20 protein-coding genes and 1 other RNA gene are annotated in these 16,688 nt (G+C 67.5%); 16 read left to right on the plus strand and 5 right to left on the minus strand.

Going from position 1 to position 16,688, the window contains the following annotated elements; all coding sequences use genetic code 11:
- Positions 1-87: 87 nt before the first annotated feature.
- The 4 genes from AASM09_RS18225 to AASM09_RS18240 all read left to right on the plus strand — a co-directional run bounded on the left by AASM09_RS18225 (position 88) and on the right by AASM09_RS18240 (position 4,463).
- Positions 88-2,364 carry a DUF1631 family protein gene (locus AASM09_RS18225; RefSeq protein ID WP_049426695.1) on the plus strand — a complete coding sequence of 759 codons (2,277 nt, stop codon included), beginning with the start codon at positions 88-90 and terminating at the stop codon, positions 2,362-2,364.
- Positions 2,361-2,735, plus strand: a complete 375-nt coding sequence (locus AASM09_RS18230) for a PilZ domain-containing protein (RefSeq protein ID WP_049426705.1) — start codon at positions 2,361-2,363, stop codon at positions 2,733-2,735. Before AASM09_RS18225 ends, AASM09_RS18230 begins: the two co-directional genes overlap by 4 nt.
- A 75-nt stretch (positions 2,736-2,810) precedes the next feature.
- Positions 2,811-4,142 (plus strand): Xaa-Pro dipeptidase, encoded by a 1,332-nt coding sequence (gene pepQ, locus AASM09_RS18235; RefSeq protein WP_100443673.1) that lies wholly within the window; start codon positions 2,811-2,813, stop codon positions 4,140-4,142.
- A 57-nt stretch (positions 4,143-4,199) separates the two neighbouring features.
- A complete protein-coding gene (locus AASM09_RS18240) occupies positions 4,200-4,463 on the plus strand; it encodes a hypothetical protein (RefSeq protein ID WP_157804705.1) in 264 nt (87 codons plus the stop codon).
- Between the two features lie 244 nt (positions 4,464-4,707).
- Here AASM09_RS18240 and AASM09_RS18245 read toward each other — a convergent pair whose 3' ends face one another.
- The gene (locus AASM09_RS18245; protein ID WP_100443692.1) at positions 4,708-6,030 is read right to left on the minus strand and encodes an aminopeptidase P N-terminal domain-containing protein; all 1,323 of its coding nucleotides are present in this window, start codon (positions 6,028-6,030) and stop codon (positions 4,708-4,710) included.
- 5 nt (positions 6,031-6,035) lie between these two features.
- A complete protein-coding gene (locus AASM09_RS18250) occupies positions 6,036-6,584 on the minus strand; it encodes a UPF0149 family protein (RefSeq protein ID WP_049428299.1) in 549 nt (182 codons plus the stop codon).
- Between the two features lie 154 nt (positions 6,585-6,738).
- Between AASM09_RS18250 and AASM09_RS18255 the strand changes: the two genes are divergently transcribed.
- The 8 genes from AASM09_RS18255 (at position 6,739) to AASM09_RS18290 (ending at position 10,809) form a co-directional block, all read left to right on the plus strand.
- A complete protein-coding gene (locus tag AASM09_RS18255; protein ID WP_005410898.1) occupies positions 6,739-6,960 on the plus strand; it encodes a TIGR02449 family protein in 222 nt (73 codons plus the stop codon).
- Entirely contained in the window at positions 6,957-7,253 is a 297-nt protein-coding gene (locus AASM09_RS18260) for a cell division protein ZapA (RefSeq protein ID WP_049428297.1), read from the plus strand. The genes AASM09_RS18255 and AASM09_RS18260 overlap by 4 nt, the downstream gene beginning before the upstream one ends.
- Before the next feature lie 97 nt (positions 7,254-7,350).
- A non-coding RNA gene (gene ssrS, locus AASM09_RS18265) (6S RNA) lies at positions 7,351-7,536 on the plus strand.
- An 83-nt stretch (positions 7,537-7,619) separates the two neighbouring features.
- Positions 7,620-8,213, plus strand: coding sequence for a 5-formyltetrahydrofolate cyclo-ligase (locus AASM09_RS18270; protein ID WP_049428294.1), 594 nt, complete (start codon positions 7,620-7,622; stop codon positions 8,211-8,213).
- Positions 8,210-8,689, plus strand: a complete 480-nt coding sequence (locus AASM09_RS18275) for an EVE domain-containing protein (protein WP_100443674.1) — start codon at positions 8,210-8,212, stop codon at positions 8,687-8,689. The genes AASM09_RS18270 and AASM09_RS18275 overlap by 4 nt, the downstream gene beginning before the upstream one ends.
- 23 nt (positions 8,690-8,712) lie before the next feature.
- A complete protein-coding gene (gene rpiA / locus AASM09_RS18280) occupies positions 8,713-9,360 on the plus strand; it encodes a ribose-5-phosphate isomerase RpiA (RefSeq protein ID WP_006389802.1) in 648 nt (215 codons plus the stop codon).
- A 21-nt stretch (positions 9,361-9,381) separates the two neighbouring features.
- On the plus strand, positions 9,382-9,828 hold the full coding sequence (locus AASM09_RS18285) for a DUF192 domain-containing protein (protein ID WP_049428291.1): 447 nt from the start codon (positions 9,382-9,384) through the stop codon (positions 9,826-9,828).
- Positions 9,829-9,963: 135 nt separating this feature from the next.
- A complete protein-coding gene (locus AASM09_RS18290; protein ID WP_005410904.1) occupies positions 9,964-10,809 on the plus strand; it encodes a SirB1 family protein in 846 nt (281 codons plus the stop codon).
- A 78-nt stretch (positions 10,810-10,887) separates the two neighbouring features.
- Here the strand turns inward: AASM09_RS18290 and AASM09_RS18295 are convergent, their stop codons facing one another.
- Positions 10,888-11,112 carry a rubredoxin gene (locus tag AASM09_RS18295; protein ID WP_014038358.1) on the minus strand — a complete coding sequence of 75 codons (225 nt, stop codon included), beginning with the start codon at positions 11,110-11,112 and terminating at the stop codon, positions 10,888-10,890.
- Positions 11,113-11,146: 34 nt separating this feature from the next.
- On the opposite strand from AASM09_RS18295, the gene thiE reads away from it, so the two are divergent.
- Entirely contained in the window at positions 11,147-11,773 is a 627-nt protein-coding gene (gene thiE / locus AASM09_RS18300; RefSeq protein ID WP_049428288.1) for a thiamine phosphate synthase, read from the plus strand.
- Positions 11,774-11,789: 16 nt separating this feature from the next.
- Positions 11,790-13,079, plus strand: coding sequence for a glutamate-1-semialdehyde 2,1-aminomutase (gene hemL / locus AASM09_RS18305; protein WP_049428286.1), 1,290 nt, complete (start codon positions 11,790-11,792; stop codon positions 13,077-13,079).
- Between the two features lie 174 nt (positions 13,080-13,253).
- Here the strand turns inward: hemL and azu are convergent, their stop codons facing one another.
- Positions 13,254-13,703, minus strand: a complete 450-nt coding sequence (azu, locus tag AASM09_RS18310) for an azurin (RefSeq protein ID WP_049428283.1) — start codon at positions 13,701-13,703, stop codon at positions 13,254-13,256.
- 122 nt (positions 13,704-13,825) lie between these two features.
- On the opposite strand from azu, the gene AASM09_RS18315 reads away from it, so the two are divergent.
- The gene (locus AASM09_RS18315) at positions 13,826-14,428 is read left to right on the plus strand and encodes an HAD-IA family hydrolase (protein WP_049428280.1); all 603 of its coding nucleotides are present in this window, start codon (positions 13,826-13,828) and stop codon (positions 14,426-14,428) included.
- Between the two features lie 93 nt (positions 14,429-14,521).
- Here AASM09_RS18315 and AASM09_RS18320 read toward each other — a convergent pair whose 3' ends face one another.
- The gene (locus AASM09_RS18320; RefSeq protein WP_006467246.1) at positions 14,522-15,748 is read right to left on the minus strand and encodes an acetylornithine transaminase; all 1,227 of its coding nucleotides are present in this window, start codon (positions 15,746-15,748) and stop codon (positions 14,522-14,524) included.
- A gap of 63 nt (positions 15,749-15,811) precedes the next feature.
- Here AASM09_RS18320 and AASM09_RS18325 point away from each other — a divergent pair, with 63 nt between their 5' ends.
- Positions 15,812-16,684, plus strand: a complete 873-nt coding sequence (locus AASM09_RS18325) for an ion transporter (protein WP_049427291.1) — start codon at positions 15,812-15,814, stop codon at positions 16,682-16,684.
- Positions 16,685-16,688 lie beyond the last annotated feature (4 nt).

Genomic DNA, 16,688 nt, shown 5'->3' on the forward strand with positions numbered 1-16,688 from the left:
TCACGTTCAGCGCTAAAGTAGCGCCGACATCGGCCGACACGGTAGATTCACCAGATCGATCCGCGGGAATCCGGGTACCGCTCGCAGATGTCAGCTGTCTTTTCCCCAACCCCTGCCGACAAAGCCCGCCTGGCTGCAGCCGACCTGCCGCCGCGGGTGCGCGAACTGCTGGGCGCGTTGATCGGCCTCTGCCGGCAGACCCTGGCCGCGCCTCTGATCCTGACCGTTGAAGCGCTGGAACAAGCGCTGCTGCACGACGCGGATCGCGCGCGCAATCCCATGCAGCAGGCGGACCTGATGGCCCAGCGCGGCCAGCTGCACGCCTTCGCCGGCCATTTCCCCGATCGCATGCTCGACGCAGTCGCCGAATCCCTGGCACGCCTGCGTGACCCTGCGGCGGCGGCGCCGGCGCTTTCCACGCCACCACCGCTGCCCGGCATGCTGGGCCTGTCCCTGGTCGCCGAACACGATGTCGACCGTGATCTGCTGCTGACCGAGATGGTGCGGCGTGAAACCCTGCGTTCAACCAACTCGCTGAACCTGCTGGGCCAGCGGTTGGGCGTACTCGCCGCTGCGCCGGCATTCGAGACCGACGCCCTGCCCCTTGCACCGCAGGCCTTGTGTGCAATGGTGCGCAGGCTGGCCGAACAGGACGGCCTCAGCACCGAAGTGCAGCTGGCGTTGTACCGCAGCTTCGAACGCCAGGTACTGGAGCGCCTGGGCGATGTACTTGATCGTGCCAATGCCCTGCTGTCCCAGCAGGGCGTCCTGCCCGGGCTGGTCTACACCCCTTACCTGGCACGTTCGGCGAGCACGCGGCGCATCATCACCCAGTCGGTGGGTGGTGGCCGCGCGACGCAGCCCGCCAAACGTACCGCAGCGCCGCTGACCGGCTGGAACGGGCCGGCTCCCTCCGGCTCGTGGTCGAACCTGCTGCAGGATGCGGTCAGCGACAGTGGTAGCGCCGGCTCGGCCATCCCCGGGCTGACCACCTCCGCCGGCAGCGCCTTGCACGAACTGCTGCAGCAGGCCCGGCAGGCCAGCGCAGCGCCCGCGCAGAGCGTCGCCGTGCCCAGCGCCGCCGTAGATGCCGTACTCGCGCGATTGCAGGCCCAGTCCAGTGCCGCCACCGGCGTTGCCGATCTGCAGGCGGCCGTTGTCGCCCAGCTCCGCAGCGAACATGGCGCACAGGCGCAGCTCGGCAGCCATGACCGTGACAACCTCGACCTGCTGCGCCTGCTGATGCAGCAGGTGCAGCAGCAGCAACGCCCAGACCCGGTGCCGGCGGCCCTGCTGGCACGCCTGCAGGTGCCACTGGCGCGCGCCGCCATGGCTGACCCCGGCTTCTTCGTGCGTGACGAGCATCCCGCCCGCGAACTGCTCAACCAGGTCGCCGAAGCCGGCGCCAGCTGGCTGGGCGATGATGATGTCGATCCACAGCTGCTGCAGCGCATGGCGCAGAGCGTGCAGGGCCTGCTGGGCCAGGACGTCCGTACCCCGGAAGCCTTCGCCACCGCCAACGAGGACGTGCAGCAGCACCAGCGTGCGGCGGTTCACCGCGCCGAGCTGGCCGAGCGCCGCCACGTCGAAGCCGCGCGCGGCAAGGAACGCCTGGAACTGGCCCGGCGCCAGGCCAATGCACAGATCGACCAGTGCTGTGATGCGCAGGCACCGCCGCGCTTCGTGCAGACGCTGCTGCGCCAGGCCTGGGCCGATGCCCTCACCCTGACCCGCCTGCGCCACGGCGATGATTCACCGCAATGGCAGGAGCGCCTGCAACAGACCCAGCGCATTGCAGCGGTGACCGCGCAGGCCGTGGATGCCCCCGGTGGCACCGATGCCGCGCTGGCCGCCGATGTGGAAGCCGCGCTGGTGCAGGTGGGCTACCACGCCGAGGAAGCCGCTGCGGTCGCGCGCAGGCTGGCCACGCCCGGCGGCGAGGATGACAGCACCTCGCGTACCGAGCTCAGTGCGCGCCTGAAGGCGCGCGCGCGGCTGGGAGAACAGGCCGGGCCCACCACCACGGCACCATCCAGCCCGCGCAACGCCGCCGAGGAAGCCGCTTACCAGCAGCTGTCCGCGCTGCCGTTCGGCAGCTGGTTCGACATCGACAATGGCGATGGCACGCTGCGCCGCCAGCGCCTGTCCTGGTACAGCCTGCTGACCGGCCATGCCCTGTTCGTCAATCCGCGCGGACAGAAGATCGCCGATACCGACCTGGATACGTTGGCCCGGCAGATCAGCGCGGGCCGCGCGCAGCTGGTCACCGAAGACAAGGGGCGGCTGGTTGATCGCGCGTGGCAGGCCAGCCTCGACGCACTGCGTGCACTGGCCGACGGCCACGCCGGGGAGACATCCGCATGAACACCCAACCGCCCCAGGACACCCGTCGCGCGCCACGCCGCCAGGTCTCGGACCTGGTACCGGTCACCGACCAGATGCGCGACTGCGTGGTGGGTCGCCTTGGCAACGTGTCCGAAACCGGCATGCTGATGCTGGCCAGTACGCCATTGCGCGAGGACGCGCTGTACCAGCTGCGTTTCCCGTTGCCGATGGGCGATGGCCGCCAGGAGGCCATCGACGTGGGCGTGCACCTGCTGTGGAGCGAGCCTGCGCACGCCCCTGGGCAGAGCTGGACCGGCTTCCGCTTCCTTACCCTGTCGCGCGAACATCGGCAGCTGCTGCGGCAGTGGGTAGGCGAGGACAGCGACGAGGGACCGGTTTCGACGGCCTGAGTGCCGGTTCCGGCACAGCGGTTTTCTGCGGTATGCGGCAGAATCTAGGGCCGTTTTCCGTGTCGAGCCACCGCAATGATCCAGCAAGACCCCGGCGCCCTGTATTCCGACCATCTGGCCGTGCTGTGCCGACGCGCCGAACAGGCGCTGGCCCGCGGCGGCTTCGACCACCTGGTGGTGCCCAGCGGCACCCTGCACTACCAGGTGTTCGACGACCGCGACTATCCGTACGCGGTAAATCCCCAGTTCAAGGCGTGGCTGCCGCTCACCCGCGTGCCCAACAGCTGGATCGTGTTCACCCCGGGCAAGCGCCCGGCGGTGATCTTCCACCAGCCCTTCGACTACTGGCACGTGGTGCCGGACGCGCCCAGCGGCTGGTGGGTGGAGCACTTCGATATCCACATCATCCGCAAGCCCGAAGAGGCGCTGGCCCTGCTGCCGGCCGATGCGGCGCGCTGCGCGATCCTGGCCGAGCCGCAGAGCGCGCTGGGTGCTTTCGTGCCGAACAACCCGGCGCCGGTGGTGAACTACCTCGAATGGCATCGTGGCAGCAAGACGCCGTATGAGATCGCGTTGATGCGCCAGGCGCAGGTGCTGGGCGTGCGCGGCCACCGTGCCGCCGAAGCCGCGTTCCGCAATGGCGCCGACGAATTCAGCATCCACATGGCTTATTGCCAGGCCGTCGGCCAGGATGCCAACGAACTGCCCTACGGCAACATCGTGGCCCTGAACGAGCACGCTGCGGTGCTGCACTACACCGAGCTGGGCCGCAAGGCACCGCAGCCGCTGCGCAGCTTCCTGATCGACGCCGGCGCCAGCGCGCACGGCTATGCCAGTGACATCACCCGCACGTACGCCGCGCACGGCCACGACGAATTCGCCGCGATGATCGCCGCCGTCGACGCCGCCCAGCAGCAGATGTGCGCAGCAGTTCGCCCGGGCTTCGACTACAAGCAGCTGCATGTGGATGCACATCTTTCGCTGATGGGCGTGCTGAAGGACTTCGGCGTGATCAAGGTCTCGCCGCAGACTGCGCTGGAAACCGGCGTCAGCGCCGCGTTCTTCCCGCACGGCATCGGTCACCTGATCGGCCTGCAGGTGCATGACGTGGCCGGCTTCGCCGCCAGCGACGAAGGTGGCCGCATCGAGCGCCCGGCCGGTCATCCCTACCTGCGCCTGACCCGCGTGCTGGAGCCGGGCATGGTGGTGACCATCGAACCGGGCCTGTACTTCATCGACATGCTGTTGAACGAAGTGAAGGATGCCGGCCATGGCGATGCGATCAACTGGGACCGCGTGGACTTCTTCCGCCCGTATGGCGGCATCCGCATCGAAGACGAAGTGCTGTGCACCGAGGGCGAGGCGGACAACCTGACGCGGCCGGAGTTTGCGGCGGCCAACGGCTGAGCCCCTCGTGGTTGGGCGCTGAATTCAAAATGCCGTGCTTGGCGGGGCGGGTGAGCCATGCAGGGGACGCTGCAAGTACGTCCCTGTAAGCTCGATGGCGCCATCCATGGCGCCAACGCCCCTGCATGGCCCACCCGCCCCACCTTTGACAGTTTCCTGCCGCGTCCAACCACGGAAAAGAAAAAAGAAAAGCAGAAGCGGATCGCTTGCTGCGCTCGCTCTGTGTCGACCAAGGTCGACACCTACCAACAGCCGCGCGAACCAACAACCGCAATTGCCAGTAGATCCACGCCATGCGTGGATGATTCATTCGATGTCTGACAGATGTGCCGACCAACGGTCGGCACCCACCAACAGCCGCGTGAACCTGTCGAAGGCGGGGCACTGTGGGTTTGCGGGGTGTGAGCCGCATGGATGCGGCGACCAAGCCCCCATGGACGGGTTTACGGCGTCCCCGCAAACCCACAGTGCCCCGCCATCCCACGGAATGCCCGCTGTTGCTGTTGCTTCGGATGTTGCCCTGGCTTGAAGCAGGTGCAGGGCTGCAAGCCCTGCCGATAACCCCTTACCCCGCCATCACCGCTTCGATCTCGTCGGCACTGCGCGCCAGCCCTTCGGTCAGCACCCGATGGCCGTCGCCGGTAATCAGCACGTCATCCTCGGTACGGATACCGATGCCGCGCCAGCGCGGTTCCACCGTCGTGTCATCCACGCCGATGTACAACCCCGGCTCGATGGTGAACGCCATGCCCGGCTCCAGCAAGCGCGAGTCGCCCGCCAGGCGGTAATCGCCCACGTCGTGCACGTCCATGCCGATCCAGTGCCCGGTCTTGTGCCGGTAGAAGCGCTGGTACAGGCCTTCGGACAGGTTCTTTTCCAACGTGCCCTTCAGCAGGCCCAGCCGCAGCAGGCCCTCGGTCAGGGTCTGCACTGCGGCGAGGTGGCCGGCCTCGTACGGCACGCCCGGCTTGGCCTGCGCCAGCGCCGCGGTCTGCGCCTCGCCCACCAGATCGTGCAGCGCGCGCTGCTCGGCACTGAAGCGGCCATTCACCGGGAAGGTGCGGGTGATGTCGCTGGCATAGCCGCGGTACTCGGCACCGGCATCGATCAGCACCAGCTCACCATCGCGCGAACGCGCGTTGTTGTCGCGGTAATGCAGGATGCAGCCGTTGCGGCCGGCGCCGACGATGCTGCAGTACGCAGGCACGGCATCGTTGGCGCGGAACACGCGCTCCAGCTCGGCCTGCAGTTCGTATTCGTGGATACCCGCCCTGGCCGCCCGCATCGCCGCCAGGTGCGCACGCACGCTGATCTGCGCGGCATGATGCATCAGCGCCACCTCCGCGCCGGACTTGAACAGGCGCTGCTCGTGCAGCAGGTGGCCCAGCTCCAGGAACTCATGAGGTGGCTGCGCGCCGTGGCGCACCTGCGAACGCACGCGGTTGACCCAGCCGATCAGTTTCAGGTCGAAGTCGGCATCGCGGCCGAAGTGGTAGTAGACGCGCGAGCGCCCTTCCAGCAGGCCCGGCAGGATGTCGTCCAGATCGTCGATCGGGTAGGCATCGTCCATGCCGTAGTGCGCCACCGCCCCTTCCTGGCCGGCACGGCTGCCATCCCAGGCCTCGCGCTCGGCATCGCGCTCGCGGCAGAACAGGATGGCTTCGCCGTGGCGGCGGCCCGGGATCAACACCAGCACCGCTTCCGGCTCCGGGAAACCACTCAGGTACTGGAAGTCCGAATCCTGCCGGAACGGGTAATGGGTATCGAGGCTGCGCACCTTCTCGGCCGCGGCCGGCAGCACCAGGATCGCGTCCTCGCCGGCCATGTCCATCAGCTGGCGGCGACGACGCTTGTATTCGCCGGCCGCGATGCCGGTGCGCTGCTTGATATCCATCAGTTCAGGCGCTGCCGATGGCGCGCGGCCAGCACCACGTCGCCGTGCAGCAGCAGCACCGCCACGCGGATGAACTCCTCGATCTCCGACAGGGCTTCGTCGTCATCATCGCCGCCGGCCTCGAAATCCTCGCTGGACGCACGCGCCAGGCTGGCCATGTCGGTCAGCGCTTCTTCGCCCTCTTCGGACAGGGCCGGGCGGCGGCCGCCGCTGCCCAGGCCGAAGCCGCCCAGGAACGAGCGGGTCCAGCTGAACATGGCATCGGCCTGCGCGGACACGTCGTCGGTGTCGGTCAACAACAGTTCGAAGGCGAAGTCGCGGTCTTCCAGCTGCTTGATGGTGGCCTGCAGCAGCTGCCCCAGCACGCTGCCGGCGGCCACCGGCGGCAGGTTGTCGTCGGCCAGCACGCGCGCCGGCCAGTCGTTGCCGGGGGCGCCGCCGGCGGCCAGCCAGCCGCACAGCGCGCCGTGCAGTTCGGCAGCGGTGGCGCCCAGGCCCAGTTCCTGGCTGGCGCGGGTAACGTCGTCGACGGAGGGAAGTTCGGTCATCGTGCGGCTCGTTCGGATAAGGAAACCCGGGACGCGCACGCGCGCGCCCGTGAGACCCGGTAGTGTAGCAACCCGACGGCATCCTCTCCGCAGCTGTCCAGCCTTGCTGCGACAACGCTTGACCGCCCTTACCCGGCTTGCCTATCGTGCCCGCATGGAACCCGCCGATCCCCTTGCCCAGCTGCAGGACTTCGCCGCCCGCGTGGAGGCGTTGCTTGAACGCAACCAGCGCCTGGCCGAGGAGAACCGCAGCCTGCGCCACCAGCAGGAACAGCTGGTGGCCGAGCGTTCCACGCTGCTGGCCAAGAACGAGCAGGCACGCTCGCGGGTGGAAGCAATGATCAGCCGGCTCAAATCCCTGGAGCAGCACACATGAGCGCCGAACCGGTCAGTGTCCGCATCCTCGATCGTGAATACACGGTGGGCGTCGGTGGCGATGAACGCGACAGCCTTATGGCGGCCGCGCGCCTGCTCGATGCGCGCATGCGCGAGATCCGCGGCAGCAACCGCATGGCCGCCGTCGATCGCGTTGCCGTGCTGGCCGCGCTGAACCTGGCCCACGAACTGCAGCAGCTGCGCGACGAGAACGCCCGCCAGGCGGTGGCCCTGCAGCAGACGCTGGCCGACCTGAACCGGCGCCTGGACCGCGCCATCGACAGCGGCGCCTGAAGATCGTGCACAACGCGTCTTCTCATATCTGAATTGGCACGGACTGTTGCCGACGAACGGCCTATCCAGATTCTGCTCGCTGGCTATAATGGCCACGCGTTCTCTGCGGTACTCGACGGCATGTGCAAACATTCGCCTTGTCCCTTAAGAACGACACCGGGAGCGCGACAGCGCCGGGAGTGCAGGTCCGCCTTGTAGCGGGAAGCCCGATGGTTCTCCAGCGTTCCCACTTGAGCCCCCGGGTTCAAGGTCGTTTCGCATGCATCGACATTGCGGAGAATGCAATATTCCAGCAAGGGCGGCGTCTTCGGGCGTCGCCCTTGTTCTTTGCGGCACAATGACGGCTGTTCCTTGCCGCACGCTGCCATGACCGACCCGCGCCAGGCCCTGCGCCACGACCTGCGGCAACGCCGCCGCGACCTTTCCGCCGCTGCGCGCATTGCCGCCGCCGAATCGCTTGCCGACGCCCTGCTCGCCCTGCCGTTCGCCCCGCGCGAAGGCGCCGTGGCCGGCTATTGGGCGCTGGATGGCGAAATCGCCCTTCACCGCTGGCAGCTGCAACTGCCCGAAGGCCTCACCTACTGCCTGCCGGTGCTGGCCGGTGAGGTGCTGCGCTTCGCACCGTGGCGGCCGGGGCAGCCGCTGACCAGCAACCGCTACGGCATTCCCGAACCGGACGTGGCGCTGGAAGACACCCTGGAACCGGCACAGATGGCGCTGGTAGTGACCCCGCTGGTGGGCTTCGACGCGCAGTGCCGCCGGCTGGGCATGGGGGGCGGCTGGTATGATCGCAGCTTCGCCTTCCGCCACGACCGGCCGGCGCCGCCCTGGCTGGTCGGTGCTGCGTTCGCGGTGCAGCAGGTCGAGGCCTTGCCGGTGGCGTCGTGGGACGTGCCGGTGGACGCGATCTGCACCGAAGACGGCACCCTGTTCCCCTCCGCTGCCCCCGTGAACGCATGACCGCCCGCAAGCGCTACTGGCTGATGAAGTCCGAACCGGACGCCTTCTCCATCGATGACCTGGCCAAGGTCAAGGTCGAACCCTGGAACGGGGTGCGCAACTACCAGGCGCGCAACTTCATGCGCGATGGCATGCAGGTGGGTGACGGCATCCTGTTCTACCACTCCAATACCAAGGTGCCCGGCATCGTCGGCCTCGCCACGGTGGCCAGCCCGGCCTACCCCGACGACACCCAGTTCGATCCGACGTCCGACTACCACGACCCCAAGAGCACGCGCGAAAACCCGCGCTGGATGCTGGTGGACGTGGGCTTCGACCGCAAGCTCAAGCAGGTGATCGCGCTGGACGAGATCAAGCTGCACGCTGATGAGCTCGGCGAAGGCTTCCCGCTGGTTGCCAAGGGCAACCGCCTGTCGGTGTTCCCGGTGACCGCTGCGCAGTGGAAGCTGCTGCTGTCGCTGGAAAAGAAATCCTGATTCCCTGCCTGAGAGTTCTTCCCATGTCCGAAGCCAAGCGCCTGGCCGCCGAGAAAGCCATCGAGTACGTTGAAGACGGCATGATCGTCGGTGTCGGCACCGGTTCCACCGTGGCCTATTTCATCGATGCGCTGGCCCGCATCCAGCACCGCATCAAGGGGGCCGTGTCCAGCTCCGAGCAGAGCACCGCGCGCCTGAAGCAGCACGGCATCGAGGTGATCGAGCTGAACCACAGCGGCAACCTGTCGCTGTACGTGGATGGCGCCGATGAGTGCGACGCTAACAAGTGCCTGATCAAGGGCGGCGGCGCCGCGCTGACCCGCGAGAAGATCATCGCCGAGGCCAGCGAGCGCTTCATCTGCATCGTCGACCCGAGCAAGCAGGTGCCGGTGCTGGGCAAGTTCCCGCTGCCGGTGGAAGTGATCCCGATGGCGCGCAGCCTGGTCGCCCGCCAGATCCGCGACATGACCGGCGGCCAGCCAACCTGGCGCGAAGGCGTGGTCACCGACAACGGCAACCAGATCCTGGACATCCACAACCTGCAGATCACCGATCCGGAAAAGCTGGAGCGCGAACTCAACCAGCTGCCGGGCGTGGTCTGCGTCGGCCTGTTCGCACGCCGCCGCGCCGATGTGGTGATCGTCGGTGGCGAGCCACCGGTCGTGCTCTGACCCTTTCGAAGGATCCTGACGATGTCGCTGTTGCGTTCGCTGCTGATGCTTCCGCTGCTGGCCCTGGCCGGCTGTGCCACCGACGCGGCCCGCCATTGGGTCGAACTGGATGGCGCCCGCTACCAGGTCGAGCTGGCCACCAACGATGAAACCCGCGCGCGCGGGCTGATGTTCCGCGACCAGATGGCGGCCGACCACGGCATGCTGTTCATCCACGACCGCGAGGAAATGCAGGCGTACTGGATGAAGAACACCAAGATCGCGCTCGACATCCTGTACTTCGACAGCGAGCGCAGGCTGGTCAGCCAGCAGCGCGACGTACCGCCGTGCTCGGCCGGCGACATGTGCCCGCCGTATCCCAGCGGTGGCCCGGCCCGGTACGTGCTCGAGCTCAACGCCGGCCAGGCCGAGAAGCTCAAGCTGAAGGACGGCACTGCGCTGACCTTCGGCCCGGGCATCGAAAAATAATGGTAGTGCCGGCCGCTGGCCGGCAATCCAACCTGACCGGGGTCAGATCCCTTTCGCAAGCGAAAGGGATCTGACCCCGGAATTTTTCACGCGACACCGCTTGAAACCGTCTGCAATTGCCGCCAGTCTGTGGCCATGCAGGACCGGATCACACTCCCCGACTGGGATGCACTGGCCGACCTCGAAGACGAGGCGCTGCCACTGTTGCCGACCGCGCTGCTGATCGCGCGCGATGAATACCCCGATCTGCAGCCGTCCACCTACGACGCGCTGATCCAGAGCCATGTCGACCACCTGCGCTCGGAAGTGGAGAGCATCGACAACAGCCCCTTGAAGATGGCGGCGATCAACCGCCACCTGTTCGACGAGCTGGGCTACAGCGGGGACCACGACGAGTATTACGACCCGCGCAACAGCTACCTCAACCAGGTGTTCGAGCGGCGCCTGGGCAACCCGATCTCGTTGGCGCTTGTGCAGATGGAAGTCGCGCGCCGGCTGGGCATCCCGCTGGATGGCGTGTCCTTCCCCGGGCACTTCCTGGTGCGCCTGCCGGTGGACGACGGCGTGCTGGTGATGGACCCGTTCAACGGCGGCCGACCACTGGACGTGGACGAACTGCGCGAACGCGCCAAATCACACCTGGGCGGGCAGATGCCCGATGACCAGGTGCTGGCGCAGATCCTTGACCCGGCGCCGGCGCGCGCGATCCTGATGCGCATGCTGCGTAACCTGCATGGCGTGTACGCCGAGGCCGGCGAGTGGGACCGCGCTGCACGCAGTGCCGATCGCCTGCTGAAGCTGGCCCCGGAGCAGGACGACGCGCTGCGGGATCGCGGCCTGGCCTATCTGCAGCTGGAATATCTGGCCGGTGCCCGCCACGACCTGGGGCAGTACCTGAAGCGCAATCCCGAGGCCAGCGATGCGCAGTGGCTGCGTGAGAAGCTGATCGACCTGGGCGGGCCGGTGCCGCGGCTGCATTGAGGGAGTCGGTGTGTGGACCAACGGTCCACACCCACCCCAACGGTCCGCACCCACAGAAGGGCCTGCAGGCCCTACCGGTCAATCGACTTCAACCATCTCGAAATCGGCCTTGGTCACCCCGCAATCGGGGCAGGTCCAGGTCTCGGGGATGTCCTCCCAGCGCGTCCCCGGCGCGATGCCCTCCTCCGGCAAGCCTTCCGCTTCGCTGTAAAGGAAGCCGCAGACCACGCACATCCAGGTGCGCAAGGTGGTGGGGGTGGCATCGCTCATCGGATAATCAGGGCTGGATTCACGGGCCGCCATTGTCCCATCGCGGCCCACGCACCGGTAGCCATCGATGACTTCTGCTTCCCCGGCGCCCCGCGGCGTCTACCTGATCACCCCGGACGAGCCCGATACCGCGCACCTGCTGGCCCGTACCGCGCCGCTGCTGGCCGCTGGCGGCACCTGGCTGCAGTACCGCAACAAGACCGCCAACGACGCGCTGCGGCAGGAACAGGCCACCGCCCTGCAGGCGCTGTGCGCGGAGCGCGGCGTGCCGCTGATCATCAACGACGACCCGGCGCTGGCCAAGGCCGTGGGCGCGGCCGGCGTGCACCTGGGCGGCACCGACGGTGACATCCCCAGCGCGCGCGCCCTGCTCGGCCCCGACGCCATCATCGGCGCCTCCTGCTACGACCAGTTGGCCAATGCCGAGAAGGCCGTGGCTGCCGGCGCCAGCTACGTGGCCTTCGGCGCGTTCTTCCCGACCACCACCAAGATCACCACCAGCCGCGCCCATACCGACCTGCTGCGGCAAAGCGCCGCACTGGGCGTGCCGCGGGTGGCGATCGGCGGGCTGACGCCGGACAATGTCGGTCCCATCATCGACGCCGGCGCCGATCTGGTGGCCGTGGTCAGCGGTATCTATGCCGCACCGGACCCGGTCGCGACCCAGCGCGCCTACCTCGCCCAGTTCGCGTAATGCCCAGGAAAGCCCCATGAACCACGACCAGTCCCACGCCCTGTTCTCCCGTGCCCAGCAGCTGCTGCCGGGCGGCGTCAATTCGCCGGTACGTGCGTTCACGTCGGTCGGCGGCGAGCCGTTCTTCGTCGAGCGCGCCGACGGCGCCTACCTGTACGACGTCGACGGCAACCGCTACATCGATTACGTCGGTTCCTGGGGCCCGATGATCGTCGGCCACAACCACCCGGCCGTGCGCCAGGCGGTGAAGAAGGCGATCGACAACGGCCTGTCGTTCGGCGCGCCGTGCGCGGCCGAAGTGACCATGGCCGAAACCATCACCCGCCTGGTGCCGTCGTGCGAGATGGTGCGCATGGTCAACTCCGGCACCGAAGCCACGCTGTCCGCGATCCGCCTGGCGCGCGGTGCGACCGGCCGCAACCGCATCGTCAAGTTCGAAGGCTGCTACCACGGCCACGGCGACTCGTTCCTGGTCAAGGCCGGCAGCGGCATGCTGACCCTGGGCGTACCGACCTCGCCTGGCGTGCCAGCCGGCCTGAGCGAACTGACCCTGACCCTGCCCTACAACGACTTCGAGGCTGCCACCGCGCTGTTCGAACAGCAGGGCCAGGACATCGCCGGCCTGATCATCGAACCGGTGGTCGGCAACGCCAACTGCATCCCGCCGCGCGACGGTTACCTGCAGCACCTGCGCGAACTGTGCACGAAGCATGGCGCGCTGCTGATCTTCGACGAAGTGATGACCGGATTCCGCGTCGCCCTCGGCGGTGCGCAGGCGCACTACGGCATCACCCCGGACCTGACCACCTTCGGCAAGATCATCGGCGGCGGCATGCCGGTGGGCGCCTATGGCGGTCGCCGCGAGCTGATGCAGCAGATTGCCCCGGCCGGCCCGATCTACCAGGCCGGCACGCTGAGCGGCAACCCGGTGGCAATGGCGGCTGGCCTGGCGATGCTGGAACTGATCCAGCAGCCGGGTTTCCACGCCGACCTGGCCGAACGCACCGCGCGCCTGTGCGCCGGCCTGGAAGCCGCCGCCGCCGAAGCCGGCGTGGCCGTGACCACCACCCGCGTGGGTGCGATGTTCGGCTTGTTCTTCACCAGTGAAAAGGTGGAAACCTATGCGCAGGCCACCGCCTGCGACATCCCGGCATTCAACCGATTCTTCCACGCCATGCTGGACCAGGGCGTGTTCCTGGCACCGTCGGCGTACGAGGCCGGCTTCCTGTCCAGCGCGCACGACGATGCGGTGATCGAGGCGACGCTGGCCGCCGCACGCGTGGCGTTCAAGGCTGCCAAGGGCTGAGCCCAGCTCTGGCAGGTGCCAACCTTGGTTGGCATTGCGGTGCACCGTATCCACGCACGGCGTGGATCTACTGCACTGCGTACGGCGATTTATCTGTAGAGCCGAGCCATGCTCGGCTCATCGCGCGCAGCGCGGAAAAGAACAGTCGAGCATGGCTCGACGCTACAAGCGGCATCAACCGAAGACGAACTTGCCCTTCATCATCGCGAAGTGGCCGGGGAACGAGCAGAAGAAGGTGTAGTCACCGCCCTTCTGCAGCCCCTGGGTGGAGAAGCGCACGCGCGTGCTCTCACCGCCACCGATCACCTTGGTGTGCGCCAGCACGCGCTTGTCGGCCTTCGGCAGGTAGCTGTCGGCCAGGGTCATGCGCATGCCGGCCATCGCCACCGGCTGGTAATCGGCGGTGCGGGTCAGTACCCAGTTGTGGCCCATGGCAGTGGCGGCCAGCTTGCCGGTGTGGCGCAGAGTCAAGTCCACGGCGGTGCAGTCGGCGGCGACCTTGATCTCGCGGCTGCTGAAGCTCATCTGGTCGGTGCTGTCGATGCTCACCGCACACACCCGTGCCATCGCCGACGGCGCCAGCATCAGCGCACCCAGTCCCACTGCCACCATCCAAGCCTTCATCGTTGCGTCTCCTGCAGGTTCAAGCGCCATTCTAGGCAGGCACCTGCAGCCATGTCTGCGACCGTCTGTCGCACGCGCACTCCAGGGTTTCCGCACATCGGCCACGATGGCATGCTCGGCCGATGCGGATCGATCTGTTGCTGCTGGATGTGGATGGCGTGCTGGTGCAGTACCAGCGCGCGCAGCGTGTACTGCACCTGGCGCAGGCGCTGGGGGTTCCGACGCAGGCCGTGCAGGCTGCGCTGTACGACAGCGGCCTGGAAGCCGCGCATGACAATGGTGCGCTGGATGGCCCGGCCTATCTCGCGCGATTGGGAGAGCTTCTGCACAGGACTGTCGACGTGGACACCTGGACAGCAGCGCGGCAAGCCGCCAGCCATCCGCAGCCCGCAGTACTGCAACGGCTGCAGGCCCTGCAGCTGCCGATGGCGGTGCTGACCAACAATGGCGCGCTGATGAAGCAGGCGTTGCCTTCCCTGCTGCCGGAGCTGTTCCCTGCCCTGCTGGGGCGCGTGTTCTGCAGCGCCGATTTCGGCCTGCGCAAACCGGCGCCGGAGGTGTTCCTGCGCACGCTGCAGATGCTCGACGCCGCGCCTGCGTACACGCTGTTCATCGATGACCTGTTCGCCAACGTACGCGGTGCACGCGCCGCCGGCCTACATGCAGAAACCGTGCACGATGGCCGTGGACTGGGCAAGGTGTTGAAGCGCTATCGGATTGCGTGAACCGCCGTAGAGCCGAGCCCATGCTCGGCTGCTGTTGCCTGGCATCGCGATGAGCCGAGCGTAGGCTCGGCTCTACAGATGCCTCTGCTGGCGTCAGCGCGCGGCAATGAACGCAGCAATCGCTGCGCGCAGGCGCTTCAGGCCTTCGGCCACTTCTTCGTCGGTGATGTTCAACGACGGCACGAAGCGAAGCACGTCCGGGCCGGCCTGCAGGGTCAGCAGGCCCTGCTCGGCGGCATGGTCGAGGATCGCTCCGGCCTGGCCAGCGAAGTCCTTGCTCAGCACCGCGCCCAGCATCAGGCCGCGGCCACGCACGTCGCTGAACACACCGAACTCGTCGTTGATGCGGGCGAAGCCATCGCGCAGCGCCTTCGACTGGCGGCTGACATTGGCCGCGATCTCCGCCGAGGCCAGCTTGCGCAGTGCCACGCGGGCGACCGCAGCGGCCAGCGGGTTGCCACCGAAGGTGGTGCCGTGCGCGCCGAACTGCATGGTCTCGGCTACCTTCGGGCCGGCCAGCATCGCGCCGATCGGGAAGCCACCGCCGAGTGCCTTGGCCAGGGTGACCATGTCCGGCACCACGTCGTCCTGCCAGTGCGCGAACAGCGTGCCGGTGCGGCCCATGCCGGCCTGGATCTCATCCAGCACCAGCAACGCGTTGTGCTGGTCGCACAGCTCGCGCACGCGCTTGAGGAAACCGGACTTGGCCGGCATCACGCCGCCCTCGCCCTGGATCGGCTCCAGCATCACTGCAGCCACATCGCCGGCGGCCATCGCGGTTTCCAACTGCACTTCATCGTTGAAATCGATGTAGCGGAAGCCGCCGGGCAGCGGCTCGTAGCCTTCCTGGTACTTCGGCTGGGCAGTGGCGGTCACCGCGCCCATGGTGCGGCCGTGGAAGCTGCCGCGGAAGGTGATGATCACCCGCTTGTCGGCCGGGCGGCCCTGGCTGGAGGCCCACTTGCGGACCATCTTGATCGCCACTTCATTGGCTTCGGCGCCGGAATTGCACAGGAACACGCGCTCGGCGAAGCGGCTGGCCTTCACCAGCTCCTCGGCCAGGTGCAGTGGCGGCGCGCTGTAGAACACGTTGCTGGTATGCCAGAGCTTGCCGGCCTGTTCGACCAGCGCGGCCACCAGGTCCGGGTCGTTGTGGCCCAGGCCGCACACGGCGATGCCGGCGGCCAGGTCGATGAACTCACGGCCCTGGCTGTCCCACACGCGGGCGCCCTGGCCTCGCTCCAGTACCACCTGGCGGGGCTTGTAGACCGGCAGGTAATAGTGCGAAAGGGAGATCAGCGGATCGGTCGCGGCGGTCATGGCAGTCGGCAGGATTCAGGAATCCCCATTCTCGCGCCGGAACCCCTGCGGCACAATGCGCCCATGCGACCGTTTTCCGCCCCCCAGCTGAACCCCGCCACCGAGACCGGCTGGCGCCGCCGGTGGTTCGACATCATCTACCGCCACGACACCCGCCCTTCGCGCAATTTCGACCTGATCCTGGTGGTGGCGATCGTCGCCAGCATCCTGGTGGTGATGATCGACAGCGTGCAGCACCTGCACGCCGAATGGTCCACCGGCCTGTACATCCTGGAATGGGGCTTCACGATCATCTTCACCGCCGAGTACCTGCTGCGGCTGGCGGTGGTCAAGCGCCCGCTGCGGTATGCGGTGAGCATCTGGGGCATCATCGACCTGCTGTCGATCCTGCCCGCCTACCTGTCGATGTTCATCCCCGGCGCGCAGAGCCTGCTGGTGGTGCGCGCACTGCGCATCCTGCGCGTGTTCCGCATCCTCAAGCTGACCCGCTACATCGAGGAAAGCGGCGTACTGATGACGTCGCTGTGGCGCAGCCGGCGCAAAGTGCTGGTGTTCCTGTTCACGGTGATCACCATCACCATCATCGCCGGCGCACTGATGTACGTGATCGAAGGCCCCGAGCATGGTTTCAGCAACATCCCGGCCAGCATGTACTGGGCGGTGGTAACCATGGCCACGGTCGGCTTCGGTGACATCGTGCCGCAGACCGTGCTTGGCCGCTTCGTCACCTCGGTGCTGATCCTGATCGGCTACAGCATCATCGCCGTGCCCACCGGCATCTACACCGCCGAACTGGCCAGCACGATGCGCGAGGCCGAGTTGGCCGCGCGCCGTGACGCACGTGGCTGCCCGCAGTGCGGATTGGAAGGCCACGAGCCGGATGCACGGCACTGCCGCAAGTGCGGCGGTGAGCTGCCGGACGCGTTCAGCCATTGAGGCA

Origin of the sequence: Stenotrophomonas maltophilia (assembly GCF_039555535.1) — a bacterium.
In the GTDB taxonomy this organism is placed as follows: Bacteria; Pseudomonadota; Gammaproteobacteria; order Xanthomonadales; family Xanthomonadaceae; genus Stenotrophomonas; species Stenotrophomonas maltophilia_Q.

Bases quoted from the DNA above. Each gene is read 5' to 3' on its own strand.
- AASM09_RS18285 (WP_049428291.1), top strand. From the start codon at position 9,382: ATGTCGCTGTTGCGTTCGCTGCTGATGCTTCCGCTGCTGGCCCTGGCC.
- AASM09_RS18230 (WP_049426705.1), top strand. From the start codon at position 2,361: ATGAACACCCAACCGCCCCAGGACACCCGTCGCGCGCCACGCCGCCAG.
- AASM09_RS18240 (WP_157804705.1), top strand. From the start codon at position 4,200: ATGCAGGGGACGCTGCAAGTACGTCCCTGTAAGCTCGATGGCGCCATC.
- AASM09_RS18225 (WP_049426695.1), top strand. From the start codon at position 88: ATGTCAGCTGTCTTTTCCCCAACCCCTGCCGACAAAGCCCGCCTGGCT.
- azu (WP_049428283.1), bottom strand. From the start codon at position 13,703: ATGAAGGCTTGGATGGTGGCAGTGGGACTGGGTGCGCTGATGCTGGCG.
- AASM09_RS18250 (WP_049428299.1), bottom strand. From the start codon at position 6,584: ATGACCGAACTTCCCTCCGTCGACGACGTTACCCGCGCCAGCCAGGAA.
- AASM09_RS18295 (WP_014038358.1), bottom strand. From the start codon at position 11,112: ATGGCGGCCCGTGAATCCAGCCCTGATTATCCGATGAGCGATGCCACC.
- AASM09_RS18320 (WP_006467246.1), bottom strand. From the start codon at position 15,748: ATGACCGCCGCGACCGATCCGCTGATCTCCCTTTCGCACTATTACCTG.
- AASM09_RS18255 (WP_005410898.1), top strand. From the start codon at position 6,739: ATGGAACCCGCCGATCCCCTTGCCCAGCTGCAGGACTTCGCCGCCCGC.
- pepQ (WP_100443673.1), top strand. From the start codon at position 2,811: ATGATCCAGCAAGACCCCGGCGCCCTGTATTCCGACCATCTGGCCGTG.
- thiE (WP_049428288.1), top strand. From the start codon at position 11,147: ATGACTTCTGCTTCCCCGGCGCCCCGCGGCGTCTACCTGATCACCCCG.
- AASM09_RS18260 (WP_049428297.1), top strand. From the start codon at position 6,957: ATGAGCGCCGAACCGGTCAGTGTCCGCATCCTCGATCGTGAATACACG.
- AASM09_RS18315 (WP_049428280.1), top strand. From the start codon at position 13,826: ATGCGGATCGATCTGTTGCTGCTGGATGTGGATGGCGTGCTGGTGCAG.
- AASM09_RS18270 (WP_049428294.1), top strand. From the start codon at position 7,620: ATGACCGACCCGCGCCAGGCCCTGCGCCACGACCTGCGGCAACGCCGC.
- AASM09_RS18275 (WP_100443674.1), top strand. From the start codon at position 8,210: ATGACCGCCCGCAAGCGCTACTGGCTGATGAAGTCCGAACCGGACGCC.
- hemL (WP_049428286.1), top strand. From the start codon at position 11,790: ATGAACCACGACCAGTCCCACGCCCTGTTCTCCCGTGCCCAGCAGCTG.
- AASM09_RS18290 (WP_005410904.1), top strand. From the start codon at position 9,964: ATGCAGGACCGGATCACACTCCCCGACTGGGATGCACTGGCCGACCTC.
- AASM09_RS18325 (WP_049427291.1), top strand. From the start codon at position 15,812: ATGCGACCGTTTTCCGCCCCCCAGCTGAACCCCGCCACCGAGACCGGC.
- rpiA (WP_006389802.1), top strand. From the start codon at position 8,713: ATGTCCGAAGCCAAGCGCCTGGCCGCCGAGAAAGCCATCGAGTACGTT.